Source organism: Aliishimia ponticola (genome assembly GCF_004803475.1).
GTDB classification, from domain to species: domain Bacteria; phylum Pseudomonadota; class Alphaproteobacteria; order Rhodobacterales; family Rhodobacteraceae; genus Aliishimia; species Aliishimia ponticola.
Window position 1 is genome coordinate 659088 of record NZ_SRKY01000002.1, and the last position, 24422, is coordinate 683509.

Consider the following 24422-nt stretch of genomic DNA (forward strand, 5'->3'; position numbering starts at 1 on the left):
ACCTTGGCCATTGCAGTAAAGATTTGCGGGCTGCGGTTGCAGGCCGAGCTTGCGGCTGTCGCGGATGCCGGGGCGCGCTATGCGGGCTTCGTCTTCTTTGCCAAATCCCCCCGCCATCTGGAAACCGATGCGGCGCGCGCGCTTGCGCTGACGGCGCCGCCGGGGCTGGCCAAGGTGGCGCTGGTGGTCAATGCGCAAACCGACTTCCTAGATCATCTGACCCGGACCGTACCGCTGGACATGTTGCAACTGCACGGCTCCGAACCGCCGGAGCGCGTGGCCGAGATCAAGGCGCGCTATGGGCTTCCGGTGATGAAGGCGGTGGGCATCGCGGATCGCGAAGACCTGATGGCGCTGCCCGCCTATGAGGCCGTGGCCGATCAGATCCTCGTCGATGCCAAGCCGCCGCGCCATGCGGATTTGCCGGGCGGGAACGGACTGCGGTTCGACTGGCGGCTGATCGCCGGGCGCGAATGGACAAAGCCATGGATGCTGGCCGGTGGTCTGACCCCACAGAATGTCGCCGAGGCCGTGGCCGCCACCGGCGCGCGGCAGGTCGATGTGTCGTCTGGCGTGGAAAGCGCACCGGGCGTCAAGGACGCGGTGTTGATCCATGATTTCGTGACGGCGGCGCAGGCAGGGCAGGCGGCACAACCCGGAGGGGCGCGCCCATGATGCGTGCGCTGATCCTTGTGGCGCTGCTGGCCATTGCGGCGGGCGCGCTTTTTGCCACCTCGCCGAACCGGGCTATGTTCGAGGCGCAGGTCGAAGAACAGATCGTCGCCCAGATCGAGGCGATGGACCCGAACGATGCCGAAGACGAGGCAACGCGGCTGTTGCTGACAGGCTGCAAGTTCGGGGCCTCGGGCTGCGCGCGTCTTGTCCGATCGCTGATGGACATCCGCTGGGAAGACCGCGTGCTGTATTCCACCGCGACGCTGCGTTTGGGGCAAGGCGATCCGCTGCGCTGCTATGGCTTGCTGAACAAGATCATCTGTCCGGGGCTGTAATCGCGGGCCGGGCCGCCGCCCGTCACGGGCAAATGCGTCACAAGACCGCTTTACCCTATGTGGGCTTGGCGCTACATCGAAGCGCAGCCAAGAGGAGTGCGCGTGATGAATGACCTTTTCAATTCCTTCATGACCGGTCCGGATGAAAAAGGTCGGTTCGGCAAGTTCGGCGGTCGGTTCGTATCCGAAACGCTGATGCCGCTGATCCTCGATCTGGAAGCGGAGTATGAAAAGGCCAAGACCGATCCGACCTTCTGGGCGGAGATGGACGATCTGTGGACCCATTATGTGGGCCGCCCGTCGCCGCTCTATCATGCGGAACGGCTGACCGAACATCTGGGCGGCGCCAAGATTTACCTCAAGCGGGACGAGTTGAACCACACCGGCGCGCACAAGATCAACAACGTTCTGGGCCAGATCATCCTTGCCCGCCGTATGGGCAAGACCCGCATCATCGCGGAAACCGGCGCGGGCCAGCATGGTGTGGCGACCGCAACCGTCTGTGCCAAGTTCGGCCTGAAATGCATCGTCTATATGGGCGCGCATGATGTCGAGCGGCAAAAGCCCAACGTGTTCCGCATGAAGCTGCTGGGCGCGGAAGTCGTGCCGGTCACCTCTGGGCGGGGCACGCTGAAGGACGCGATGAATGACGCGCTGCGCGACTGGGTGACCAATGTGCGCGACACATTCTATTGCATCGGCACCGTGGCCGGGCCGCACCCCTATCCGGCGATGGTCCGCGATTTCCAAGCCATCATCGGCAAGGAAGCCAAGGAACAGATGCACAAGGCCGAGGGCCGCTTGCCCGACACGATCATCGCCGCGATTGGCGGTGGGTCCAACGCGATGGGCCTGTTCTACCCGTTCCTTGACGACAAGTCGGTGAACATCATCGGCGTCGAAGCGGGTGGCAAGGGCGTGAACGAAAAGATGGAGCATTGCGCCTCGCTCACCGGCGGGCGTCCGGGCGTTCTGCATGGCAACCGGACCTATCTGTTGCAGGATGATGACGGGCAGATCCTTGAAGGGTTCTCCATCTCGGCGGGGCTGGATTATCCGGGCATTGGGCCGGAACATTCGTGGCTGCACGATATTGGCCGCGCACAATATGTCTCGATCACCGACACCGAGGCGCTGGAGGCGTTCCAGATTTGCTGTGAGCTTGAGGGGATCATCCCCGCGTTGGAGCCGTCCCATGCGCTGGCCCATGTGATGAAGATCGCGCCGGATTTGCCCAAGGATCACCTGATCTGCATGAACATGTGTGGTCGCGGCGACAAAGACATCTTTACCGTCGCCCGCGCGCTGGGGCTGGAGATGGGCGAAGCCGACTAAGGCCGCAGCGCCCGGGGCCCGTGGTTTCGGGCGGTCGGGCGGCCCGCATTCGCGCGCTTCCGGTATCGGGGCAGGGGAAACCCGGCCCCGTTTTGGTAAGTGCCACGCCGAAGGCCCCGCGCGGCATCAAGGGCCGGGCAGGGGAAGGCGCGTTAAAGGGTGGCGAAACGTCAGGCTGCGGGCCCGCATGGGCAAGCGATGGCGCCGGGGCCGTGTCAAAGCCGCCGGAAAGCGTGCAAGGGACACCATCTGTCCTGATCGGTCGCGCCGCGACGTTGGGCCGCCGCAGACGCGCAATGTAGCTACGGGGCCGGGTTCTACGCAGGTTTCCTTGCGATTGCCTCACCGGGGCGGACGCTGGTATGGTCTGCGCGCAAAACAGGGGCAGGCGCATGAGACTGATCGTTGGGCTGGGAAATCCCGGCGCGAAATACGCGGGAAATCGGCATAATATCGGCTTCATGGCGGTTGACCGCATTGCCGAAGATCACGGCTTTGGCGCGTGGAAGTCCAAGTTTCAGGGCTTGATGGCCGAAGGGCGGCTTGGATCCGAAAAGGTCGTGCTGCTGAAACCCGAAACCTTCATGAACCTGTCCGGCCAATCGGTTGGCGAGGCGATGCGCTTTTACAAACTGGAGCCCGAGGATGTGATCGTCCTGCATGACGAGATCGACCTTGCCCCGGCCAAGCTGCGCTGCAAGCAGGGCGGCGGTCATGCGGGGCATAATGGGCTGCGTTCGGTCCATGGGCATATTGGCGAAAGCTACAACCGCGTGCGGTTGGGCGTTGGGCATCCGGGCCGGAAAGAGGCCGTGCCCGGCTATGTGCTGCGCGATTTCGCCAAGGCCGATCAGGATTGGCTGGACGACATGCTGCGCGGCATTTCCGATGGGGCCGCGCATCTGGCGGAAGGCGATTGGGGCAAGTTCCAGAACGCCGTGGCGCTGCGTGTGAACCCGCCGCGTTCAGGTACCGGCACTGCCAAGGGCGGCGCGTCCGGGGAAAAACCGGCTGCCGCGACCAAGGCGAAAGAGACCGGAACGCCGCAGCCGAAACCCGCGCCCAAACCGGACCCGGTACCAGAGCCGGACACGCGGTCCGCCCTCCAGAAACTTGTCGAGAAATTCAAATGAGCGCGGAATTGCAGACCGCCTTTGCGGATCAGGCGAAAGCCTGCACGACGCTCGGCTCGCCCTTCATGGGGCGGCTGTTGTCGCTGCTGGCAGAGGACTGGCCGACCCGGTCCCGGCTGGCGGCGCGCTGTGCTGCCTTCACCGGTGATCTTGGCCCGGCGTCGGTTTCAGTTCCGCTGCGTGTTGCGGGCGGGCTTCATGCGTTGCGGCTGCGCGGCGATGCGGCGCTGGCGGCGGTCTATCCACCACAGGACGTTGCAGACGACCCCTTCCGCGCGGCCATTCTGGACGCTCTGGAGCGCCATGACGATTTCCTGACCGCATGGGTCGAAAGCCCGCCGCAGACGAATGAACTGCGCCGTTCTGCGGCCTTGATCCCGGCGGCACGGCTGGTGGCGGCGCGGTTCGGCCTGCCGATCACATTGTCGGAACTTGGCGCATCGGGCGGGCTGAACCTGATGTGGGACCGCTTCGCGCTGGAGGCGGCGGATTGGCGTGTCGGCCCCGCCGATGCGGTGGTCACGCTGCGCCCGGAATGGGACGGCCCGGCCCCCGGCGGTGCGGACCCGGTCATTGCATCACGGCGCGGCGTGGACCTGTCGCCGCTTGATCCGACGGATGACGAAGATTTGCTGCGGCTCACGGCCTATCTCTGGCCCGACCAGCCGCACCGGTTGACCAACACGCGCGCGGCTGCCGGGGCCGTGCCTGCGCCCGTGGATCAAGGGGATGCGATCGACTGGCTTGCGGCGCGACTGGACGCCGCGTCCGAGGGGCAGGTGCATCTGATCCAGAACACCGTGGCGTGGCAGTATTTCCCGGCAGAGGCGCAGGCGCGCGGACGGGCGCTGATCGACGCGGCCGGGGCGCGCGCCACGCAAACGCGCCCGCTGGCATGGATGCAGCTTGAAACCGACGGCGACCTGCACGGGCAGGGCGGCGCGCCGATCCTGTTGCGGATGTGGCCGGGCGGGGACGAGCTGGTGTTGGGCCGCGCCGACTTCCATGGACGTTGGGTCCGGTGGCACGGGGCCGATTGCACCGGTTAGGCGCGCGGCTTACGGTTTGGACCGCAAGGGAGGGCGGCACATGACCTATATTCTCGCAATCGACCAGGGCACGACCTCGACCCGGGCGATGCTGTTCGACGACCAGTTCGCAATTGCCGGGACCGGGCAGCAGGAGTTCCCGCAGCATTTCCCGCAAAGCGGTTGGGTTGAACATGATCCGGCGGATTTGTGGACCACCACGTTGGAGACCTGCCGCGCCGCGCTGAAGGCCGCAGGCGTCGGCATCGACGCGGTGACCGCCATCGGGATCACCAATCAACGCGAAACCACGCTGGTCTGGGATCGGGCGACCGGCGTGCCGGTACATAATGCGATTGTCTGGCAGGATCGCCGCACCGCGCCGCTGTGCAGCAGCCTGCGGGACGCGGGGTTCGAGGACACCGTGACGGCGCAGACCGGGCTGCTGCTTGATCCGTATTTCTCGGGCACCAAGCTGGCGTGGATACTCGACAATGTCGAAGGCGCGCGCGCACGGGCAGAGGCGGGCGATCTGGCCTTTGGCACGGTCGATAGCTGGCTGATCTGGAACCTTACCGGCGGGGCGGCCCATGTGACGGATGCCACCAACGCGGCGCGCACCATGCTTTATGATATTCGTTCGGGCGCGTGGTCGCAGGAGATTTGCGCGCGGCTCAATATCCCGATGCAGATGCTGCCGGAGGTGCGCGATTGCGCCAGCGCGTTTGGCGACACCATGCCAGAGCTTTTCGGTCGCGCCGTGCCGATCCTTGGCGTGGCGGGGGATCAGCAGGCAGCCTGTGTCGGGCAGGCCTGCTTTCAGCCGGGCATGATGAAATCTACATACGGCACCGGATGTTTTGCGCTGCTCAATACCGGCAGCGATCCGGTGCGGTCGAATAACCGCTTGCTGACCACCATCGCCTATCAGCTGGACGGGCAGACCACCTATGCGCTGGAAGGGTCGATCTTTGTCGCGGGGGCTGTGGTGCAATGGTTGCGGGACGGGCTGGGCCTGATCGACGACGCCGCGCAGACGGCAGGCTTGGCCGGGCAGGCCGATCCGGGGCAAGAGGTCATCCTCGTGCCCGCGTTTACCGGGCTGGGCGCGCCCTATTGGAACGCGGAAAGCCGCGGCGCGGTGTTCGGGCTGACGCGCAATTCCGGCCCGGCAGAGATGGCGCGGGCAGCGTTGGAAAGCGTCGGGTTCCAGACCCGCGATCTGCTGGAGGCGATGCAGGCCGATTGGTCGGGGCTGGGCGAAACGGCGCTGCGCGTCGACGGGGGCATGACGGCCTCTGACTGGACGATGCAGTTCCTGTCCGACATTCTTGGCGCGCCGGTGGAACGGCCTCGCGTGCTGGAAACCACGGCGATGGGCGCGGCGTGGCTGGCCGGGCACAAGGCCGGAATCTATCCGGGGATGGAGGAGTTCGCGGCCCGCTGGGCGGTGGACGCCCGCTTTGATCCTGCGATGCCAGAGGATATGCGCGCGGCCCGCTATGCCACGTGGAAACGGGCCGTTGGAGCGACTATCAGCTTTGCCGGTTAAGCGCGCGCTTCAGGTCCGGATCAGCGACGGACGCGCATTGAGCGCGTCGATCCCGAAGCCTGCCAAGGCTTTGAACTTTTCCGCATGGGCGGCGAGTTCGGCGCGGGGGATCACATCTTCGATCCGGGCGAACGTGCCGCCGCAGCGGTCTTCGACCATCTGCATGACCCCATCGGGGCCATTGCCGGATCGGTTGGCGGCGACGACATTGGCCATTTGCGGGCGGACTATTTCCTCAAAGGCGAGCAACGCGTCGGTGCTGACGCCCTTGGCCTGAAACTGCGCCCCGATGAGGCGCGCATCGACGATGGCTTGGCTCGCCCCGTTGGAGCCGACAGGATAGGCCGGGTGCGCCGCGTCGCCCATCAAGGTGACACGCCCATGGGTCCAGCGCGGCAGCGGGTCGCGGTCAATCATTGGATATTCCAGAACTTTTTCCGCGCCGCGGATCAGTGCCGCACAATCGAGCCAGCCGAAATCCCAGTGGGCGAAGGTGGGCAGGAACGTGTCGATATCGACGGCCTTGTTGTAATCGGCCGCGCGCCAACCCCCGGCCGGGTCGCGGCGAATTTCCGCAATCCAGTTGATCTGTGCCAGGCCGGTATCGGGATCGACCGGGCTGATCGGGTAGGCGACGATGCGTTCGTGGTCATGCCCTGCGAGGATCATGGAGGCCCCGGTGCGGAAAGGTTTTGCCTGCGTGGTGGCCCGCCACAACACCGCGCCATTCCAGATCGGCGCGCCTTCTTCCGGGTACATCTGCGCGCGCAGGGCGGAGTTGATGCCGTCGGCGGCAATGACTGCCGCACCGCGTATGCTTTCGCCGCCATCCAGATGCAAAACCGCGTGGTCGTCATGGCTGTCAAAGCCGACTGCCCGGCGTCCTGTCACGATTGCATCGGGCCCGGCGCGCTCAAGCAGCGCGGCATACAGACCCATCTGCAACTTGCCGCGATGGACGGAATATTGCGGCCAGTGATATCCCGCGCCCAGCCCGCGCGGTTCAGTCCAGATTTCCAGCCCGGTCTTGGTGAAAAAGCCATACTCCTGCGTACGGATGCCGCAGCCGTCAAGCACATCCTCCAATCCCAGTTCAAAGAGTTCGCGCACCGCGTTGGGTTGCAGGTTGATCCCGACGCCAAGCGGTTTCAGCGCTGCGACGGATTCGTAGATGCGGAAGGGCTGGCCGATCTGGTGTAGCGTCAGACCCAGTGTCAGGCCTGCGATACCTGCGCCGGCAATCAATACGGTCATGTATGTTCCCCCCCTTCGTCAAGCGCGGCCCGCGCCTTGCGGCATGTTAGCCGAAAATCGGGCGAAAGGGCCAGCCTTCGGCGCGTGATGCGCGTGGCCGCAGCGTTCAGCCTGCGCTGGTCAGAATTTGATTTTGTCAGGCTCGCTCAGCGCGATGGGCGGCGGGGTATAGCCGACGATTTCACGTTCCACAGCGCGCGCAAAGGCCAGCGCCGTCATGTCCCGGCCATAGCCGCAGATCGCCTGATAACCGACGGGCAGCCCGTCCAGCTTGTCCATCGGTCCCACCACGGATGGCAGCCCGACCACACCGGAATAACCGGACCAGAACAGCTGCTGGTTTTCCAACTGCTGATGCCCGTTGATCGGTATCCGCCGTTGCCAGCGCGGCCCGACCTCGTCCTTTTTGAACGCGGCAGAGGCGGCGACCGGGGTGAGGATCACGTCGTAATTCTCGAAAAAGGCGTCAAAGCGCATCCGCGCCTGAAGCCGTGCATTGTCCAGCGCGAGCCATTCGCGGTGGCTCAGCGTCATGCCCGCGAAACGGTTGCCCTGAATGCGCCGGATGTCTTCGGGCGCGTCTTTGAGCATGTCCATCTGTTCTTGCACTTGCGCATCGCTCAACCCAAAGGACATGGCCGCCCCCAAGAGCCGCAGATAAAGCGTGAAATGCGCCTCGCTATCCACATCGGGCCAGTCGGCGCGGGCCACGCTGGCCCCGGCTTCTTCCAGCTCGTCCGCGAAATCTTCGAGCAGATTCAGATAGTTCTCATCCACGGGAGAGGCCGAATCCCCCAGCAAGAGCGCCACGCGGAACTCAGACAGCTTTTGCCGCTTGTCGCCCAGGTGCCGCAATTGCCACGCGTCGGCGGTGAACCGGTCGGCCCCGGACAAGATGCCATAGGCCAGCGCCAAATCGCCTGCGCTGCGAGCCAGCGGCCCGGCAACGGCAATGTCTTTCGATCCGTATTGTCCGCGTGGCGTATGGCCCCAGGTCGAGACCGCGTTCCACGTGGGTTTGAGGCCGAAGACGCCATTGTAATGCGCCGGGTTGCGGATGGAGGATCCGATATCGCTGCCCGCTTCCAGCGCCGCCATCCCGGTTGCCAGCGACACCGCAGAGCCGCCAGACGAGCCGCCCGGCGTGCGTGTCACATCCCAAGGGTTCGACGTGGAGCCGTAGATTTCGTTGAAGCTTTGCCATTCGATCAGCTTGAGCGGCACGTTCGTCTTGCCATAGACGATCGCCCCCGCGGCGCGGTACCGGGCCACGGCGTCGGAATCTTCGGACGCGATGTTGTTGGCCCATTCGGGAACGCCCCAGGTCGAAGGCGCGCCTGTCAGGTCGAAGCTTTCCTTGACGGTTACGGGAATGCCGTGAAGCGGGCCGCGGAACTTGCCTGCGGCGATATCGGCGTCACAGGCCGCCGCTTCCCGCCGCGCCGCGTCGCGATCCTGCCAGATCACGGCGTTCACGTCGGGATTGATCCGGTCGACCCGCGCGAAGGTCGCTTCCAATACTTCGGAAACGGACACTTTCTTGCTCATTATCGCTTGCGAAAGCTGTTCTACGCTTCCGAGTAGCAAGTCATCCATGGTCCGGTCCTTAGGCAGCATTTGTCACCGGGACCGTATCTGTGGCGAGGGGCGGCGACAAGATACTGCGCTGCGGCTATGGTTAATGTTTTCGCGGATTTTCAGAGATTTGCGCCTGCAAGAGCGCGTCAAGCGCGGCGATGCGGTTTTCGGGCCAGACGGTGAGCCCCGCCGCGCGCAGGGCGGCTGTCGTGGTGCCGAATCCCGGCACGGTTCGGCCCGTGAACGTCCCGTCGTGGATAAACGTCACCCCGCAAGAGGGCGAGCCGTCGGTCAGCACGGCGTGGCGGCATCCGTGTCGGGCGGCGAGCCGGGCGGCGTGGTCTGCGGCGCGGCGAAAGGCGTCCGACAGATCGGCCCCGGTGACATCGCGCAGCTCTGCGCGCCGGGCCAGCACATCCGCGCCATCGGGGTGCGGCCCGGCCTTGTCCGGGGCTGCGATGATTTCCGCAGGCGGGCGGGGCACGGGCAGACCGGCGGCAAGTTCCGGGCAGATCGGGACCAGACGTCCTTCTTCCTGCCAACGGCTTAGTATCGCCTCGGCGCCGGAGCGTTTGTCAGTGCCGTTATAGCGAACCGGTTGGCCGATCAGGCAGGCGGAGATCAGTATACGCTCCATCCCGTCAACCCGTCCTATGCAGTGGCGCGGCCATCCGCATGGCCCTTACGCGGCCCTGAGGCCCAGAAGGGCGCGGGCCTGCGCGGGGGTGGCGACGGGGCGTTCGAAGCGCGCGCAGACCTCGACCGTGCGCTCGACCAGCGCCGCGTTGGACGGGGCCAGCGTGGCTGCGTCGAGGCGGATGTTGTCCTCCAGCCCGGTGCGCGCGTGGCCACCTGCGGCGATGGACCATTCGTTGACCTCTAGCTGGTGGCGACCGATCCCGGCGGCGCACCATTCACTGTCGGGGCTCAGGCGTTTGACGGTTTCCACGTAGTAATCGAACACGTTTTTGTCGGCGGGCATGGCGTTTTTCACGCCCATGACGAATTGAATATAGGGCGTCTGCGGGATGCGCCCGTCGCGGTGCAGGGCCACGGCCTGATGAATATGGCTTAGGTCAAAGGCTTCGATTTCCGGCTTGATCTTGTAGCGCCGCATTTCCGAGGCCAGCCAATCCACAAGGTCGGGCGCGTTCTCGTATACCCGTTTCGGGAAGTTGTTCGAGCCGACCGAAAGTGAGGCCATATCAGGGGCCAGCGACAGCATCCCGCCCCGTTCCTTGCCTGCGCCGGAACGCCCACCGGTGGAGAATTGGACGATCATGCCGGGGCAATGCTTTTCGACGCCTTCCTTGAGGGCCGCGAATTTCTCTGGATCGCTGGAGGGGGACTCGTCGGCATTGCGCACATGCGCGTGGCAGATCGTGGCGCCGGCCTCGAACGCGGCATGGGTGCTTTCGATCTGCTCTGACACGGTGGTGGGCACGTTGGGATTGTCGGCCTTGGTCGGAACGGAGCCGGTGATGGCAACGCAGATGATGCAGGGTTTGGTCATGGGAGCCTTGGCCTCGGGTTTAGGTCGGGTGGCGCATCTTCGGGCAGCGGCGCTGCGGCGTCAAACGCTTCACTCCTGCGGCGGGGCCAGAACGGCGCGGGCGAAATCGTTGAGCGCGTCGCATTCGTCGCCGGTATGTGCGCGGCCTGTGAAGCCAAGCAGGTAGTGCGGCAGGCGGGCCATGCGGTCCTCAAGCGCTTCGGTCTGTTCCAGTGCGTGATAGCCAAGCTGTTGGAAATAAAGGATACGTGCGCGCGCGTCGGCCTCGTCCGCGGAATAGTCGAAGCGGGCGAACATCGCCGCGATGTCCTTGAGTCGGGCGCTGTCGGCCCGGTCGATCCGGGCGCGCACCTTGCCATCGCGGCGGGCCCATTCGCGCACTGCAAAGTCCAGCCCCTGATCGAAACGGGCCGGGTCGATGAAGCAGCGAAAGAAGTTGCACACGGCGGCGGTGATCGTCGGTGCGGGCAGTTCGCAATGTTCGCGGATCAGGCGGGTGTTCCAGTTCTCCCACTCGTCCAGAAGCGCGTCCAGCAGGTGTTTGTGGCTTTTGAAATACCAGTAGAAGGAGGAGCGGGAGACCTCCAGCCGGGTGGAGATCGTCAGCACTTTGACCTCGGCCTCGCCGTCGCTGACGAGGATGTCGCGCGCGACATTCAGCCAGTCCTCGCGGGTGACTTTCACATGGCCGACCAACGGTTCCTTCTTGGGATCGTCGCGGTGCAGGGGCGGGGCAGGGCGGCGCATCAGCTTTCCGGGGGCGCGCCGCCTTCGGCGCTGCGCTTGGCGATGAAGTCCTGCATGGCGGCGACGCGCGCGGCGTCTGGCGTGATGCCCGGCCCGGCCTCGACGATGGATTTCCAGATGCCGGTTGCCCGCGCAGAGGTGTCTTCCGCGCCGCGTTCGGTCCATGTGCGGAAATTGGCGTAGCTGTGGACGACCGGCTGGTAGAATTCGGTCTGATAGCGGGCCATGGTCTGGGGCGCGTCGAAGAAGTGGCCGCCGGGTTGGACGGTGGACAGGGCGGTGTCAAAGCCGATCTCGTCCGCGCCAGCCTGCGCCCCGGCGCAGAGTTCGGCCACCATGTTCAGCACTTCGATATCGCAGATCAGCTTTTCATAGGAGACGGACAGCCCCCCTTCGAGCCATCCCGCCGCATGGATCACCACGCTGGCCCCGGCCATGAGGCATCCCCAAAGGCCGAACTGGTTTTCATTGGCGGCTTGCACGTCGTTCATATTGGCGGCCGATCCGGCGGCAGAGCGCCAGGGCAGGCCGATATGACGCGCAAGTTGCCCGGCGGCAAGTGAGGCGTGGAAATGCCCCGGCGTGCCAAAGGCGGGAGAGCCGGATTTCATATCCACGTTCGAGGTAAAGGTGCCGTAGAGTATCGGCGCGCCCGGCTGGGCCAGTTGCGACAGCGTGATCGCGGCCAGCGCCTCAAGATGGCTCAGCGTGATCGCCCCGGCCACGGTGATCGGGGCCATGGCGCCCATCAGTGTGAAGGGGGTGACGATGGCGACTTGGCGCGCGCGGGCGAAGTCGATCAAGCCTTGCGCCATTGGAATATCCAGCGTGCGCGGCGAGTTTGTGTTGATGATCGTATAGCAATGCGGCGCGGCGGCGAAGTCGGCATCGGACAGGCCGCGGAACCCTTGCAGCATCTCAAAGCTGTCCTGCGTTTGCGGCGTGCCGCGGGCAAAGACAAAGGGCAGCTTGTCGGATTCGGTCAGTTGCGCTTCCATCGTGAAATAGTGGCGCAGATGGGTCGGCACGTCTTGCGGTTCGACCAGCGGCGGCAACATGTGCAGCACGTCGAAAGCCTGTGTCAGCCGGGTCAGTTCGCGGAAATCGCGGGCCGTGCCGGGGCGGCGGCCCCGCTCCAGATCGGTGGCATGGGGCGCGCCTGCGCCGGGCTGGAAGTTGAGCACTCCCAGTTCCAGCAGCACGTCCCGGTTCCGCGCGCCTGCCCGTGCGAGGATGGATTTGGGGGCGCTTGCGAGCGCCGCTTCGACCATCTCGCGGCCGATTGTGACCATCTGCGTGCTGTCATCCACCCGCGCGCCGCCTTGTCGGAAGAGCGCGCGCGCCTCTGGCAGCAGGACTTTGACGCCCAATTCTTCCAGCGTGCGCAGGGCGGTTTCGTGCATCGCCGCGATCTCGTCCGCAGAGAACACGTCCATCGGCGGGAAGGGATTGCGCAGGCGGCTGTAATCGGTGCGGCGGGCGGGAGCGGCATCGCGTTGTTTGCCGCGGCGGCGTCCAGAGCGTTCAGCCATGGTGCCGTCCCCCGACTTTTGCCGCGTGTGGCTTGGGCTGCATCCGTGTCATCCTCGCATCGCCTTGCCGTCCGGGTCATAGGGCGAGGGCGGCACCACTTTGGCGGCGCGTTCCACCCCGACGACATGCACACTCAGGTCGGTGCCGGGCGCGCCAGCGGCCGCGTCAACCATCGCCAGCGCAAAGGATTTGCCAAGGCTGTGCCCATAGCCGCCAGAGGTCACGAAGCCGACCTTCTTGCCTGCTTGCCAGACCGGCTCATACCCGCTGGCGTCGGCGTCGCCCGCGTCGATTTCCAGCGTGACGATCTGTTGCGCCGGGCCGCTGCCATCGCGTTCGGCCAAAGCGGCCTCGCGCCCGATGAAGTCGCCCTTGTCCCATGCGATCCAGCGATCCATGCCGGTCATGCCGGGGGTGCGGTCCTGCGTGAATTCCGCGTTCCAGATGCCGAAGCTCTTTTCCAGACGCAGCGACAATAGCGCGTTGAAGCCCACTTCGCGGATGCCGAACTCTTCCCCGGCGGCCAAAAGCGTGCGCCGCAGCGCCACGTGATCGCCCATGCGGCAGTTCATTTCAAACCCCATCTCGCCAGTGACCGACATGCGCGCCACATGGGCGCGGGTCAGGCCTATATCGGCGCGCATACAGCCCATGAATGGCAGTGCGCCGACCGCGTCCTCTGTCGTCTTTTCGATCACCTTGCGGCTGTCCGGCCCGACAAGGGCAAAGCCGCACATATCCTCGCCAAGATCCTGGATCGTCACGCCCTCTGCCATGTGGTCGTTGAACCAGCGCATGTGCCATGCCCGCAGGTAGTAGCTGCCCATGATCCAGTAGCGGGGGGTGCCAGACGCATCCGGCCCCCAGTTCAGCAGCGTCAGATCGCCCTTGAGCCGCCCGCTTTCCGACAGCATCACCGCCAGACGTGCGCGCCCCGGCGCGGGCAGTTTCGTCGCCATGATCCGGTTCAGCCAGCTTTCGGCATTGGGGCCGGTGACTTCGAAGCGGGAAAAGCCGGTGATATCCAGCAGGCCGACGCCTTCGCGCACGGTCTTGCATTCGGCGGCCACGATGTCATGCGCGTTGGTCCGGCGCAGCGTCGGGGCCTCGACAAAGCCCTCGGGCGCGAAATAGAGCGGCGTTTCCAGATCCCAGCTGACCCCCCAACGCGCCCCGGCCGCGGTCATCGCGTCATGGGCCGGCGCCATCTTGAGAGGCCGCCCCGCCGGAAGTTGTTCGTTCGGGTAGGTCATCACGAAGCGGCGCGAATAGAATTGCCCGGTAGTTTCGCGGATATACTGGCGGTTCTCGGCATAGGCGCCATAGCGCGCCACATCCATCGACCAGGCATCGGCTTCCGGTTCGCCCTCGATCATCCATTCGGCGAGGGTCTTGCCGACGCCGCCGCCCTGCAGGAAGCCCGCCATCACGGCACAGGCCGACCAGTAGCCACGCTTGCCCGGCACCGGGCCGACCAGCGGGTTGCCATCGGGCGAGAAGGTGAACGCGCCGTTGACCCATGTCTTGATTCCGACATTCTCGATCGCGGGATAGCGGGCGAAGCCAAGGGTCAGCTCGTTTTCGATCCGGTCCATCTGCTCTTGAAAGAGTTCTTCGCCATAGTTCCACGGCGCGCCGTCCATGGCCCAATGTTCGTGATCGACTTCATAAATGCCGACCAGCACGCCCTTTTGATCCTGCCGCATATAGGTGAACCCTTCGAGGTCCACGGTCATGGGCATTTCGAAATCGGCCGCCGCGACTTCGGGCACCGTATCGGTCACAAGGTAGTGGTGTTTGAGCGGCGAGACCGGCAGTTCGATCCCCGCCATGCGCCCGACCTGCTTGGCCCAAAGCCCGGCGGCATTGACCACATGTTCGCAGGTGATGTCGCCCTTGTCGGTCTTCACGATCCAGCCATCGGCGGTTTGCGTCAGGCTTTCGACCTTGGTGTTCTCGTAATACTCCGCGCCGCGTTTCCTGGCGGCTGTGGCATAGGCCTGCACGGTGCCCGTCGTGTCGATATAGCCTTCGCGGTCGGCCCACATCGCGCCCAGAATGCCGTCGGTGGACATGATCGGGCAGCGCTTTTGCGCCTCTTCGGGGGTGAGCAATTCGCAGTCTTCGATTCCGATGGATTGGAAGATGCGATAGTTCGATTGCAGCCATTCCCAGCGGTCCGGGGTGCCGGCAAGCGACAGGCCGCCGGTCATGTGCAGCCCGATATTCTGGCCCGATTCCTCTTCGATCTTGGACAGAAGGTCGATTGTATAGGCTTGCAGCGCGGCCATGTTCGGATCGCCGTTCAGGGCGTGGATGCCGCCCGCCGCGTGCCAGGACGAGCCTGAGGCCAGCCGCCGCCGTTCCAGCATGACCACATCGGTCCAGCCCAGTTTCGCGAGGTGATAAAGCACCGACGCCCCAACGACACCGCCGCCAATGACGACAACCCGATACTGCGATTTCATCTCCGACTCTCCTGTCGCCCTGATCTGTTTCCAAGGACGCTAGGGCGCGCGTTTTCACCTGTCTATACAAAAGTGTCCAATACTGTGCGCCGCAAATCTTTCAGCGCTGGCAGGGCGCGTGCATTGTGCGGTTTTCCGGCAGTTAGCTGCCCACGCGGGCCCGGCGCAGTTGCGACACGATCACCGATAGCAGGAACAGTGCGGCTGCGGCGCAGACGATGGAGGGGCCGGCGGGCGTGTCAAAGACCCACGAGGCGCGCAGCCCCCCAAGGGCCGCCAATACGCCGATCCCGGCGGCCAGGGCGGCCATTGTCTCGGGCGTGCGGGCGAAGGGGCGGGCGGTTGCGGCAGGGATCAGCAGCAGCGCTGCGATCAGCAGGACGCCCACGACCTTGATCGCCATGGCGACGACCAGCGCCAGTGTCAGCGTCAGGACAAGCTGTTCGCGGCGCGGGTCCAGCCCGGCGGCAATGGCCAGATCGGGGTTGAGCGTGGCGGTCAGCAGCGCTTGCCAGCGCCAGAACAGAAGCGCCACGACCAGCGCGCCGCCACCCCAGATCAGGGCGATATCGCCTTTGCTGACCGCCAGGATGTCACCGAAAAGATAGGCCATGAGGTCAATGCGCACCCCGCTGAGGAACGATGCCGCGACCAGCCCGATTGCCAAGGCGGAATGTGCCATCACCCCCAGCAGCGTATCGGTCGCATAGCCGCGCCCGGCCAGTGCCGTGACGGCCAGCGCCATGCACAGCGCCACGACCAGCGCCGCACCGAACACCGGAATGTCCAGCGCCAGCGCGATGGCGACGCCAAGGATCGCGGCATGGGCGGTCGCGTCGCCGAAATAGGCCATGCGGCGCCAGACCACGAAGCAGCCCAGAGGCGCGGCGGCAAGGGCCACGCCAATTCCGGCAACGATCGCGCGCAGGAAGAAGTCGTCAAGCATCAGGCAAAGCCTTTTCGAAGGGGGAGGCAGGTCCGGTCATGGGGTCGGTTCATGGTCGTGGGTGTGGTCGTCGGCGTGGTGATGCCCATGGTCATGTGTGTGGTCGTGATTGTGGTCATGCTCGTGCCGGTAAAGCGCCAACGCGCCATGGGTGCCGGTGCCGAACAGGGCGCGATATTCCGGGGCGGAGGCCACGACCTCCGGTGTGCCGTGGCAGCAGACATGACCGTTCAGGCAGATCACCCGGTCCGAGGCGGCCATGACCACGTGCAATTCGTGGCTGACCATCAACACCGCGCACCCCAGCGTGCTGCGTACTTCGGCAATGCGTTCGTAAAAGGCGGCAGAGCCGGGTTGGTCCAGCCCTTGTGTCGCCTCGTCAAGGATCAGCAATTGCGGCGTGTCCAGAAGCGCGCGCGCCAGCAGAACCCTCTGGAATTGCCCGCCGGACAGGTCGGTCATCTGGCGGTTGCCAAGGTTTTCGGCCCCGGCGCGGTCCAGTGCGGTCTTGCGGCGCTGCGCGGATACCCGGCGGGGCAGGGACAGAAACCGGTCCACGGTCAGGGGCAGCGTCGGGTCGATGGCGAGCTTTTGCGGCACATAGCCGATGCGCAGCCCATCGGCGCGGCGCACGGTGCCTTTTGCCACCGGCACAGCGCCCAGAACGGCGCGCAGCAGGGTCGATTTGCCGGACCCGTTCGGGCCGACGATTGTGACGATCTCCGCCGGAGAGATGGTCAGGTTCACATGGCTCAGCACGGTCTGGCCGCCCAGTCTCACCGTCAGATCCGTCACCTCGACCAAGGGGGCCGTATTCCGGGTCACGCGGCAGGCTCCGCGCAGTCGGGGCATTGGCCGACGGCTTCGATCACGGCGGTGTCGATCCGGAACCCGGCCTCTGCGGCGGCTTCGGCCAGAAGGGCGCGGGCGGGGGCGGAGGGAGTCTCTGCCACCCGGCGGCAATCGCTACAGATCAGGAAGGCTGGCGCGTGGTCTTCGCCCGGATGGGCGCAGGCGATGAAGGCATTGAGCCGTTCGACCTTATGGGCAAACCCGTGCTGCACCAGAAAATCGAGCGCGCGATAGGCGATCGGCGGCTGCGCGGTTTGCCCTTCTTCCTTGAGGATATCGAGAATGTCATATGCGCCCATTGCGCGGTGCCCGGACAGCAGGATTTCCAGCACCCGCTTGCGCTGCGCGGTCAGGCGCAGGCCGCTTTCGCGGCAGGTTTGCTCGGCGGTGCGCACCGCGTCGGCGATGCAGGCGCTGTGGTCATGCGGTGTGAAGCTGAGGGTGTCCATCTGTTCCGTCCGGCTGTAATGAGATTTGGTCTTGTTATGATATATCAATTCCATTAACAAGCGCTCCGACTGTTATAATATAACTTGGAGGCTATCCGCCGTGATCCGATCCATCCTTCTGTCTTCCACGCTGAGTATCCTCCCCGCGGCTTTGCTTGCCGACCCGCCGAAGGTGGTGACGGATATCGCCCCGGTACACAGCCTTGTGGCGCAAGTGCTTGGCGATCTTGGCGAGGCGGATCTGGTGCTGCGTCCGGGGGCGTCACCGCACGGATACGCGATGCGCCCGTCCGAAGCGGCGGCGTTGCAGGCTGCGGATGTGGTGTTCTGGATCGGGCCTGAACTGACGCCCTGGCTGGAGCGCGCGATGGACGGGCTGGCGAGCGATGCGACCTCGGTCCCCTTGATAGATGCAGACGGGGCCATCCGTCTGGACTCGCGCAAACTGGCCGTGTTCAAGGTGGCGGGCGACGATCATGATGCGCATGAAGGCCGTGTCGATCACGCCGATCATGAGGGGCATGACCATGACGATCATGACCATGGGGGGCATGACGATCATGACCATGAAGAACACGCGGATCATGACGACCACGATCATGAAGGTCACGACGATCATGACCACGAAGACCATGCGGGCCATGACGACCATGATCACGAAGGTCACGACGATCACGAAGGTCACGACGATCATGAAGAACATGAAGGCCACGACGATCATGACCATGACGATCATGCGGGCCATGATGACCACGGGCATAGCCATGACGGGATCGACCCGCATGCTTGGCTCGACCCGCAGAACGGGCAGGTCTGGCTTGGTGTGATCGCCGATGTGCTGGCCGACGCCGATCCGGAGAACGCCGCGACCTACCGCGCCAATGCGGATGCGGCCGTGGCCGAGCTTGCGGCTTTGACCCAGAAGCTGGATGCGCAACTGGAGCCGGTGCGGGGCAAGGGATACTTGGTGTATCACGACGCCTATCAGTATTTCGAGAACCGCTTCGACATTCAGGCCTCGGGCGCGATTGCGACCTCGGATGCGGTGTCGCCGGGGGCGGCGCGGTTGAATGAACTGCGCGCACTGGTCGAGGCGGAGCAGATCGGCTGTATTTTCCGGGAGCCGCAGTTTTCGGCCTCTCTCACGGTTGCTTTGGCTGACGGGGCCGGGGTGCCCTCGGCAGAGTTGGACCCTGTCGGCATGAAACGCACACCGGGCGCGGATTTCTATGCAGGTCTGCTGACCGATATGACGGACCAGATGACCGGGTGTTTCGAACAGAAATGATACCAGGGGGAAGGGGGCAGCGCTGCCCCCTTTTTCCGTCCCTGTTCCCCGGCGCGTTCCGGGCGGCCATATTGCCCTGTTCAGGTCCGTCCGGTCCGGTCAGCGGCATTGACACACGCGCCGAAGTTTCCCACGTTCGCGTCAACGCTGCGCGGGAACCCTCATGCCACATCTGACAATTCAGCATTCTCCGGCGCTCGGGCAGCGCCACGATATGACTGTGCTTTGTGACCAGCTTCGACAGGTGCTGATCGCGCAGCGCTGCTTTGATCCCGGCGGGGTGCGCGTGCGCGCCTGGACCGTCCCGGCAGAGGCGCTGGCAGACGGGCATCGGGACAATGTTTGCGCCGATATGGTGTTGCGCATGGGCACCGGCCGGTCGGTTGAGACCCGGCAAGAGGTCGGCGAGGCGCTGATGGCGGCGGCAGAGACCTTCTTTGCCAGCGAACTGCGCGAGCCGCACATGATCGTATCGCTGGAAATCGTCGAGATCGACGAAGACCTGTCGTGGAAGACAAATTCCATCCATCAAAGGCTGAAGGGCGCGGCGGCATGAACTGGGACGAATACGCGGAATGGGCCGGGCGCATCGGCACATGGGGTGCGGACTATCACAAGGGGTTGCGCCATCGCCCCGTGCGGGCGCAGACCCGGCCGGGCGAGATTGCCGCGCAGCTTCCCGAAAGCCCGCCCGAAGGCCCCGCGCCGATGGAGGATATCTTCGCCGATATCGACCGCATCGTGATGCCGGGGATCACCCATTGGCAGCACCCGCGCTTCTTTGCCTATTTCCCGTCCAACGCCGCGCCGCCTTCGATGCTGGCCGATCAGGTCACCAGCGTTCTGGCCGCGCAATGTATGCTGTGGCAGACATCGCCCGCTGCGACCGAGGTGGAGACCAAGGTGCTGGACTGGCTCCGCCAGGGGCTGGGTCTGCCGGAAGGGTTCGCGGGGGTCATTCAGGACAGCGCGTCCTCGGCGACGCTGGCGGCGGTGCTGACCATGCGCGAACGGGCGCTGAATTTCGAAGGCAATCGCAAGGGGCTGGCGCAAGGGCCGGTGCTGCGGATCTACTGCTCTGCCGAGGTGCATTCCTCTATCGACAAGGCGATCTGGGTTGCGGGGATCGGGCAGGACAATCTGGTCAAGGTGCCGATCACGCCGGGCGATCCGTTGCGCGGGATCGACACGGGCGCGCTGCGCGCCGCGATCGAGGCGGACAAGGCGGCGGGCTTTGTCCCGGCCGGGGTCATCGCCTGCGTCGGCGGCACCGGCACCGGGGCCACGGATAATGTGGCGGCGGTCATGGATGTGGCGGAGGCGTTTGACCTTTTTACCCACGTGGATGCGGCATGGGCGGGGTCCGCCATGCTCTGCCCCGAATTCCGCACGCTGTGGGACGGGGTGGACCGCGCCCATTCGGTTGTCATGAACCCGCATAAATGGCTGGGCACGAATTTCGATCTGTCAGCGCATTTCCTGCGCACGCCGGACGATCTGGTGCGCACGCTGGCAATCCAGCCGGAATACCTCAAGACCCACGGCGCGGATGGCATCATCAACTATTCCGAATGGTCGATCCCGCTGGGCCGCCGGTTCCGCGCGCTCAAGCTGTGGTTCCTGATCCGCGGCTACGGGATGGAGGGGCTGCGCACCCGGCTGCGCAACCACGTGACGTGGGTGCAGGGCCTGTGCGAGCAGCTGCGCGCCGAGCCGGGCGTGGAGATCGTGACAGAGCCGATTCTGGCGCTGTTCACCTTCCGCTATGGCACGGATGATGCCTTCAATCTCGACCTTGTGAACGCGATTAACGATGACGGACGCATATATCTTACTCAAACCAAGGTGGATGGCGTGACGGCGATCCGGTTTACCGGTTGCCAATTCGACGCCACGCGCGAAGATGTAGAAACAGCCTTTGGCGTGATTACGGAAATTGCCGCAGCGATTGGGGAAGGGGCGCAATGAGCCATATGACACCGGACGAGATCGAAGAAGCGGCGGCGGCATTGTTCGCGGCTGAAATCACCGGCCAGCAGATCGGTCTGCTTAGTCAGGCCAATCCCGGAATGTCGCTTGAAAACGCTTATGCGGTACAGCGTGCGCTGGTCGAAAAGCGCAAGGAAACCGGGCGGGTGGTCACTGGCTGGAAAATCGGCCTGACCGCCAAGGCGATGCAGGACGCGCTGAAGATCGACACGCCCGATAGCGGCGTTCTGTTCGAGGACATGGCCTTCAAGTCCGGCGATACGGTGCCGGAGGGGCGCTTTCTTGTGCCGCGCGTCGAGGCGGAGATCGCCTTCGTCATGAAAAGCGATATCAGCGCGGCGGCGAGCCGGGACGAGGTTCTGGCGGCGACCGATTACGTCTGCGCCGCGATGGAGATTTTGGATACGCGCGTGCGCCGGTTCGATCCGGCCTCTGGCGCGTTGCGGCAACTGGTGGATACGGTCAGCGACAATGCCTCCAATGCGGGCTATGTGCTGGGCGACAGCCGCCACGACCCGTCGGGCGTCGATCTGCGCCGTGTCGGGGCGATTGTGCAGCGCAATGGCGCGGTCGAGGAAACCGGGCTGGGCGCGGGCGTTTTGAACGATCCGGTTGCCTCTATCGTGTGGCTGACGGAACGGCTGGAAAGCTATGGCATGAAGATCAGCGCAGGCGATGTGGTGCTGTCGGGCAGCTTCATCCGTCCGATCGACGCCAAAAGCGGGGATACGTTCGAGGCCGAGTTCGGTGAGTTCGGGAACGTCAAAATCAACTTCGCCTGAGAATCGGTTTCGCCTGAGGATTTCGCCTGAGTAGGGGCCCCGCCTGAAAGGGTCTGCTTGCACGGCTGGAATGGGGCTGCGCGGCCGGTGCGCTGTTCTGACGCCTGTGCCGTTGCCCCTAGGTCACCCGCGAGCGTTACAAAATTTTCGCAAAAGCGTAACATAAGCTGCACGCAGCGCCCCTAGGTGCAGGCCCCAAGACAGGGGGCGCTGCCACATGCTGACATTCGAAAAGCTCACCAAGAGCTTCGGTACCAAGACCGCCGTGGACGCGGTCAGCCTGACGATCGACCGGCCCATGATGGTGGGTGTCATCGGACGGTCCGGGGCGGGCAAATCCACGTTGTTGCGGATGATGAACCGCCTTGCGCCGGCCACATCGGGCAGCTTCACCTTCGAGGGGCGGGATATCACCGAGCTGCGCGGGCGTGATATTCGCGCATGGCAGTCGGACTGCGCCATGATCTTCCAGCAGTTCAACCTCGTGCCGCGCATGGATGTGGTGTCGAACGTGCTGCATGGCACGCTAAACCGCCGGTCCACCCTCGCGACGCTGTTCAACCTGTTCCCCAAGGATGACATCTACCGCGCCATCGACATTCTGGAGCGGCTGGGCATCGCCGAGAACGCTGCGAAGCGGGCCGAGGCGCTGTCGGGCGGCCAGCAGCAGCGCGTCGCCATCGCGCGGGCGTTGATGCAGGATCCCAAGATCATTCTGGCCGATGAGCCGATTGCCTCGCTGGACCCGATGAATGCGCAGATCGTCATGGATGCGCTGCGCCGTATCCACGAGGAAGACGGGCGCATGATTCTGTGCAACCTGCATACCCTGGACACGGCGCGGCGCTATTGCGACCGGGTGATCGGGATGCGCGATGGCCGCGTGGTGTTCGATGGCACGCCGGACCAACTGACCACCGGAGTGGCCCGCGACATCTATGGCGCCGAGGCCGATTTCTCCGAAGAGGCAACCTCCACCGATATTTCCGTGCTGAACACCGCGCGGCGCGCCCGGCTGGAGACCGCAAGCTGATCGCTAAAAGATCAACCAACCGGCCTGACAGGGGCCATCCAACTGGAGAGTACACTCGATGAAAAAGATCGTCGCTGCCCTTGTGGCAACCACCGCATTGACGTCCATGGCCGCCGCGCAGGACATTTCCGAATTCCGCATCGGCATTCTGGGCGGTGAAAACGCGCAAGACCGCATGAACTCCAACGAGTGTCTGCGCGCCTATACCGAAGAGGCGCTGGGCGTTCCGACCAAACTGTTCGCGCCTGCCGATTACGCCGGTGTCATTCAGGGCCTTGTCGGCGGCACGCTGGACATGGCGTGGCTGGGTGCATCCGCTTATGCGTCCACCTATCTGCAAGACCCCGAAGCGGTTGAGCCGGTTCTGGTGAAGATCAATCTCGACGGCTCCTACGGCTATCACTCCATCGGGTTTGCGCGCAAAGATTCCAACATCACCTCGCTTGACGACATGGAAGGCAAGGTATTCGGCTTCGGCGATCCGAACTCCACCTCTGGCTACCTGATCCCCTCGATCGAAATCCCAACCTACAAGGACGGCGTGACCATGGAATCGGGCGCGTATTTCGGTGAGGTGAAATTCACCGGCGGTCACGAACAGACCATCGTTGCGGTCAATAATGGCGATATCGATGGCGGCGTGACATGGGCCGACGGTCAGGGCGACTGGGAAGACGGCTACAATTCCGGCGCGCTGCGCAAGGCGGTCGATGCGGGTCTCGTGGATATGAACGACCTGGTGCAGATCTGGAAATCCAAGCCGATCCCGGAAGGCCCGATCGTTCTGCGCAAGAGCCTGCCTGCGGATGTGAAGGCGAAAATGGTCGCGCTGGTCGATGGCATGTACGAGGCGGACAAGGATTGCACCTACGCGATCTCTGCCGGTGAATCGCTGGGCTTCGATCCGATCACCCATGACGCCTACGTATCCATCGTGGAAGCGCGCAAAGCGAAATCCCAATAAGGTTTCAGTACCTGCAGGCGGGTCCCTTCGGGGGCCCGTCAATTTTCGCGCTCTTCCCTCTTTTTCGGCACCCCCTGACTGCGAGGCCCCATGGCTGACCTGACACACGCGCATCGACCGACGACCGATCTGCACCAGTCCTATATGGCGCTGGTCGGGCGGCGGCGGCTTTATTCGGGCATCATGCTGGCGATATTCGTGGCGCTGATGGTGTCGGGCTTCAACCTTGCCGCATCGCGCAATGGCGGCAGTTTCTGGGGCGGGCTGCCCAATATCCTTGATTACCCGTCCGAGGTGGTGAGCGAGGCGCTCAGCAAGGCGTCGGAAATCCCCGGCCATATCGTGACCTATTTCCCAGCCCTGCTGGAGACCGTGAACATCGCCGCCGTGGCCACGCTGATCGGCGCGCTTTTCGCGGTGGTGCTTTCGCTGCTGTCGACCCGCGGGATGGCGGCGTTTCCGCGGCTGACGGGCCTGTTCCGCCGGACCATGGACGTCATGCGCGCGGTGCCGGAAATCGTGATCGCGCTGCTGCTGATCTTTGTGCTGGGCGGCGGGCCGGTGCCGGCGATGATCGCCATTGCGGTGCATACGGCGGGGGCGCTGGGCAAACTGTTTTCGGAAGTGAACGAGAACGCCTCGCTGAAACCGGTCGAAGGGTTGCAATCGGTGGGCGCCAGCTGGTCGCAGCGGATGCTGCTGGGCGTTGTGCCGCAGGTGGCGCCGAACTGGCTGAGCTATGCGTTGCTGCGGCTTGAGATCAATATTCGCGCCTCGGCCATCCTTGGCTTCGTCGGGGCGGGCGGGCTTGGCTATGAGCTGAAGGTCGCGATTCAGTGGGGGCAGGGCAAGTTCGACGAGGCCGGGGCGATGTTCCTGATGCTGTTCCTGACCATCGTCTTCTTCGACCAGCTTTCCAGCCATGTCCGCGACCGTCTGACTCACGGCCAGCGTGTGAAAGGGTAATC

General features: G+C 64.4%; 23 protein-coding genes. 13 read left to right on the forward strand and 10 right to left on the reverse strand.

Annotation, left to right across the window (positions count from 1 at the left end):
• Positions 1-3 precede the first annotated feature (3 nt).
• From E4Z66_RS09540 to glpK, 6 genes are all read left to right on the forward strand, one after another.
• Positions 4-675, forward strand: coding sequence for a phosphoribosylanthranilate isomerase (locus E4Z66_RS09540; protein WP_136462761.1), 672 nt, complete (start codon positions 4-6; stop codon positions 673-675).
• Positions 672-1010 carry a hypothetical protein gene (locus tag E4Z66_RS09545; protein WP_136462762.1) on the forward strand — a complete coding sequence of 113 codons (339 nt, stop codon included), beginning with the start codon at positions 672-674 and terminating at the stop codon, positions 1008-1010. Before E4Z66_RS09540 ends, E4Z66_RS09545 begins: the two co-directional genes overlap by 4 nt.
• Positions 1011-1115: 105 nt before the next feature.
• The gene (gene trpB / locus E4Z66_RS09550; protein WP_425456126.1) at positions 1116-2345 is read left to right on the forward strand and encodes a tryptophan synthase subunit beta; all 1230 of its coding nucleotides are present in this window, start codon (positions 1116-1118) and stop codon (positions 2343-2345) included.
• A 392-nt stretch (positions 2346-2737) separates the two neighbouring features.
• Positions 2738-3478: an aminoacyl-tRNA hydrolase gene (pth, locus tag E4Z66_RS09555; RefSeq protein WP_136462764.1), complete on the forward strand. Its 741-nt coding sequence runs from the start codon at positions 2738-2740 to the stop codon at positions 3476-3478.
• The gene (locus E4Z66_RS09560) at positions 3475-4527 is read left to right on the forward strand and encodes a DUF2332 domain-containing protein (protein ID WP_136462765.1); all 1053 of its coding nucleotides are present in this window, start codon (positions 3475-3477) and stop codon (positions 4525-4527) included. The genes pth and E4Z66_RS09560 overlap by 4 nt, the downstream gene beginning before the upstream one ends.
• A gap of 40 nt (positions 4528-4567) precedes the next feature.
• Positions 4568-6058 (forward strand): glycerol kinase GlpK, encoded by a 1491-nt coding sequence (gene glpK, locus E4Z66_RS09565; RefSeq protein ID WP_136462766.1) that lies wholly within the window; start codon positions 4568-4570, stop codon positions 6056-6058.
• Between the two features lie 9 nt (positions 6059-6067).
• Here glpK and E4Z66_RS09570 read toward each other — a convergent pair whose 3' ends face one another.
• From E4Z66_RS09570 to E4Z66_RS09615, 10 genes are all read right to left on the reverse strand, one after another.
• Positions 6068-7312, reverse strand: a complete 1245-nt coding sequence (locus E4Z66_RS09570; RefSeq protein WP_136462767.1) for a flavin-dependent oxidoreductase — start codon at positions 7310-7312, stop codon at positions 6068-6070.
• A 120-nt stretch (positions 7313-7432) separates the two neighbouring features.
• Positions 7433-8908, reverse strand: a complete 1476-nt coding sequence (locus E4Z66_RS09575; RefSeq protein WP_168797767.1) for an amidase — start codon at positions 8906-8908, stop codon at positions 7433-7435.
• Positions 8909-8990: 82 nt separating this feature from the next.
• Positions 8991-9527, reverse strand: a complete 537-nt coding sequence (locus E4Z66_RS09580) for a 2-thiouracil desulfurase family protein (RefSeq protein WP_136462769.1) — start codon at positions 9525-9527, stop codon at positions 8991-8993.
• Between the two features lie 45 nt (positions 9528-9572).
• On the reverse strand, positions 9573-10403 hold the full coding sequence (locus E4Z66_RS09585) for a 3-oxoadipate:acetyl-CoA acetyltransferase (RefSeq protein ID WP_136462770.1): 831 nt from the start codon (positions 10401-10403) through the stop codon (positions 9573-9575).
• 69 nt (positions 10404-10472) lie between these two features.
• The gene (locus E4Z66_RS09590) at positions 10473-11150 is read right to left on the reverse strand and encodes a TetR/AcrR family transcriptional regulator (RefSeq protein WP_136462771.1); all 678 of its coding nucleotides are present in this window, start codon (positions 11148-11150) and stop codon (positions 10473-10475) included.
• A complete protein-coding gene (locus tag E4Z66_RS09595) occupies positions 11150-12682 on the reverse strand; it encodes a trimethylamine methyltransferase family protein (RefSeq protein ID WP_136462772.1) in 1533 nt (510 codons plus the stop codon). The genes E4Z66_RS09590 and E4Z66_RS09595 overlap by 1 nt, the downstream gene beginning before the upstream one ends.
• A gap of 48 nt (positions 12683-12730) precedes the next feature.
• Entirely contained in the window at positions 12731-15151 is a 2421-nt protein-coding gene (locus E4Z66_RS09600) for a GcvT family protein (RefSeq protein WP_136462773.1), read from the reverse strand.
• Positions 15152-15293: 142 nt separating this feature from the next.
• Positions 15294-16097: a metal ABC transporter permease gene (locus E4Z66_RS09605; protein WP_136462774.1), complete on the reverse strand. Its 804-nt coding sequence runs from the start codon at positions 16095-16097 to the stop codon at positions 15294-15296.
• Positions 16098-16133: 36 nt separating this feature from the next.
• A complete protein-coding gene (locus E4Z66_RS09610) occupies positions 16134-16922 on the reverse strand; it encodes a metal ABC transporter ATP-binding protein (RefSeq protein ID WP_246035948.1) in 789 nt (262 codons plus the stop codon).
• Entirely contained in the window at positions 16919-17398 is a 480-nt protein-coding gene (locus E4Z66_RS09615; RefSeq protein WP_136463082.1) for a Fur family transcriptional regulator, read from the reverse strand. The genes E4Z66_RS09610 and E4Z66_RS09615 overlap by 4 nt, the downstream gene beginning before the upstream one ends.
• A 100-nt stretch (positions 17399-17498) precedes the next feature.
• Between E4Z66_RS09615 and E4Z66_RS09620 the strand changes: the two genes are divergently transcribed.
• From E4Z66_RS09620 to phnE, 7 genes are all read left to right on the forward strand, one after another.
• Positions 17499-18686 carry a zinc ABC transporter substrate-binding protein gene (locus E4Z66_RS09620; protein WP_211097131.1) on the forward strand — a complete coding sequence of 396 codons (1188 nt, stop codon included), beginning with the start codon at positions 17499-17501 and terminating at the stop codon, positions 18684-18686.
• A 163-nt stretch (positions 18687-18849) separates the two neighbouring features.
• On the forward strand, positions 18850-19242 hold the full coding sequence (locus tag E4Z66_RS09625) for a 5-carboxymethyl-2-hydroxymuconate isomerase (RefSeq protein ID WP_136462777.1): 393 nt from the start codon (positions 18850-18852) through the stop codon (positions 19240-19242).
• Complete coding sequence (locus E4Z66_RS09630; protein ID WP_136462778.1) at positions 19239-20654, forward strand: pyridoxal phosphate-dependent decarboxylase family protein; 1416 nt, start codon at positions 19239-19241, stop codon at positions 20652-20654. Before E4Z66_RS09625 ends, E4Z66_RS09630 begins: the two co-directional genes overlap by 4 nt.
• 5 nt (positions 20655-20659) lie before the next feature.
• Positions 20660-21457, forward strand: a complete 798-nt coding sequence (locus E4Z66_RS09635; protein WP_136463083.1) for a 2-keto-4-pentenoate hydratase — start codon at positions 20660-20662, stop codon at positions 21455-21457.
• A 217-nt stretch (positions 21458-21674) separates the two neighbouring features.
• Positions 21675-22490: a phosphonate ABC transporter ATP-binding protein gene (phnC, locus tag E4Z66_RS09640; protein ID WP_136462779.1), complete on the forward strand. Its 816-nt coding sequence runs from the start codon at positions 21675-21677 to the stop codon at positions 22488-22490.
• Positions 22491-22548: 58 nt separating this feature from the next.
• The gene (gene phnD, locus E4Z66_RS09645; RefSeq protein WP_136462780.1) at positions 22549-23454 is read left to right on the forward strand and encodes a phosphonate ABC transporter substrate-binding protein; all 906 of its coding nucleotides are present in this window, start codon (positions 22549-22551) and stop codon (positions 23452-23454) included.
• A gap of 90 nt (positions 23455-23544) precedes the next feature.
• Positions 23545-24420, forward strand: a complete 876-nt coding sequence (gene phnE, locus E4Z66_RS09650; RefSeq protein ID WP_136462781.1) for a phosphonate ABC transporter, permease protein PhnE — start codon at positions 23545-23547, stop codon at positions 24418-24420.
• The last annotated feature ends 2 nt before the right edge of the window (positions 24421-24422 follow it).

What these genes read in the sequence shown, in the direction of transcription:
- E4Z66_RS09545 (WP_136462762.1), top strand. Translation starts at nt 672, where the DNA reads ATGATGCGTGCGCTGATCCTTGTGGCGCTGCTGGCCATTGCGGCGGGC.
- trpB (WP_425456126.1), top strand. Translation starts at nt 1,116, where the DNA reads ATGAATGACCTTTTCAATTCCTTCATGACCGGTCCGGATGAAAAAGGT.
- pth (WP_136462764.1), top strand. Translation starts at nt 2,738, where the DNA reads ATGAGACTGATCGTTGGGCTGGGAAATCCCGGCGCGAAATACGCGGGA.
- E4Z66_RS09560 (WP_136462765.1), top strand. Translation starts at nt 3,475, where the DNA reads ATGAGCGCGGAATTGCAGACCGCCTTTGCGGATCAGGCGAAAGCCTGC.
- glpK (WP_136462766.1), top strand. Translation starts at nt 4,568, where the DNA reads ATGACCTATATTCTCGCAATCGACCAGGGCACGACCTCGACCCGGGCG.
- E4Z66_RS09570 (WP_136462767.1), bottom strand. Translation starts at nt 7,312, where the DNA reads ATGACCGTATTGATTGCCGGCGCAGGTATCGCAGGCCTGACACTGGGT.
- E4Z66_RS09575 (WP_168797767.1), bottom strand. Translation starts at nt 8,908, where the DNA reads ATGGATGACTTGCTACTCGGAAGCGTAGAACAGCTTTCGCAAGCGATA.
- E4Z66_RS09580 (WP_136462769.1), bottom strand. Translation starts at nt 9,527, where the DNA reads ATGGAGCGTATACTGATCTCCGCCTGCCTGATCGGCCAACCGGTTCGC.
- E4Z66_RS09585 (WP_136462770.1), bottom strand. Translation starts at nt 10,403, where the DNA reads ATGACCAAACCCTGCATCATCTGCGTTGCCATCACCGGCTCCGTTCCG.
- E4Z66_RS09590 (WP_136462771.1), bottom strand. Translation starts at nt 11,150, where the DNA reads ATGCGCCGCCCTGCCCCGCCCCTGCACCGCGACGATCCCAAGAAGGAA.
- E4Z66_RS09595 (WP_136462772.1), bottom strand. Translation starts at nt 12,682, where the DNA reads ATGGCTGAACGCTCTGGACGCCGCCGCGGCAAACAACGCGATGCCGCT.
- E4Z66_RS09600 (WP_136462773.1), bottom strand. Translation starts at nt 15,151, where the DNA reads ATGAAATCGCAGTATCGGGTTGTCGTCATTGGCGGCGGTGTCGTTGGG.
- E4Z66_RS09605 (WP_136462774.1), bottom strand. Translation starts at nt 16,097, where the DNA reads ATGCTTGACGACTTCTTCCTGCGCGCGATCGTTGCCGGAATTGGCGTG.
- E4Z66_RS09615 (WP_136463082.1), bottom strand. Translation starts at nt 17,398, where the DNA reads ATGGACACCCTCAGCTTCACACCGCATGACCACAGCGCCTGCATCGCC.
- E4Z66_RS09625 (WP_136462777.1), top strand. Translation starts at nt 18,850, where the DNA reads ATGCCACATCTGACAATTCAGCATTCTCCGGCGCTCGGGCAGCGCCAC.
- E4Z66_RS09630 (WP_136462778.1), top strand. Translation starts at nt 19,239, where the DNA reads ATGAACTGGGACGAATACGCGGAATGGGCCGGGCGCATCGGCACATGG.
- E4Z66_RS09635 (WP_136463083.1), top strand. Translation starts at nt 20,660, where the DNA reads ATGACACCGGACGAGATCGAAGAAGCGGCGGCGGCATTGTTCGCGGCT.
- phnC (WP_136462779.1), top strand. Translation starts at nt 21,675, where the DNA reads ATGCTGACATTCGAAAAGCTCACCAAGAGCTTCGGTACCAAGACCGCC.
- phnD (WP_136462780.1), top strand. Translation starts at nt 22,549, where the DNA reads ATGAAAAAGATCGTCGCTGCCCTTGTGGCAACCACCGCATTGACGTCC.
- phnE (WP_136462781.1), top strand. Translation starts at nt 23,545, where the DNA reads ATGGCTGACCTGACACACGCGCATCGACCGACGACCGATCTGCACCAG.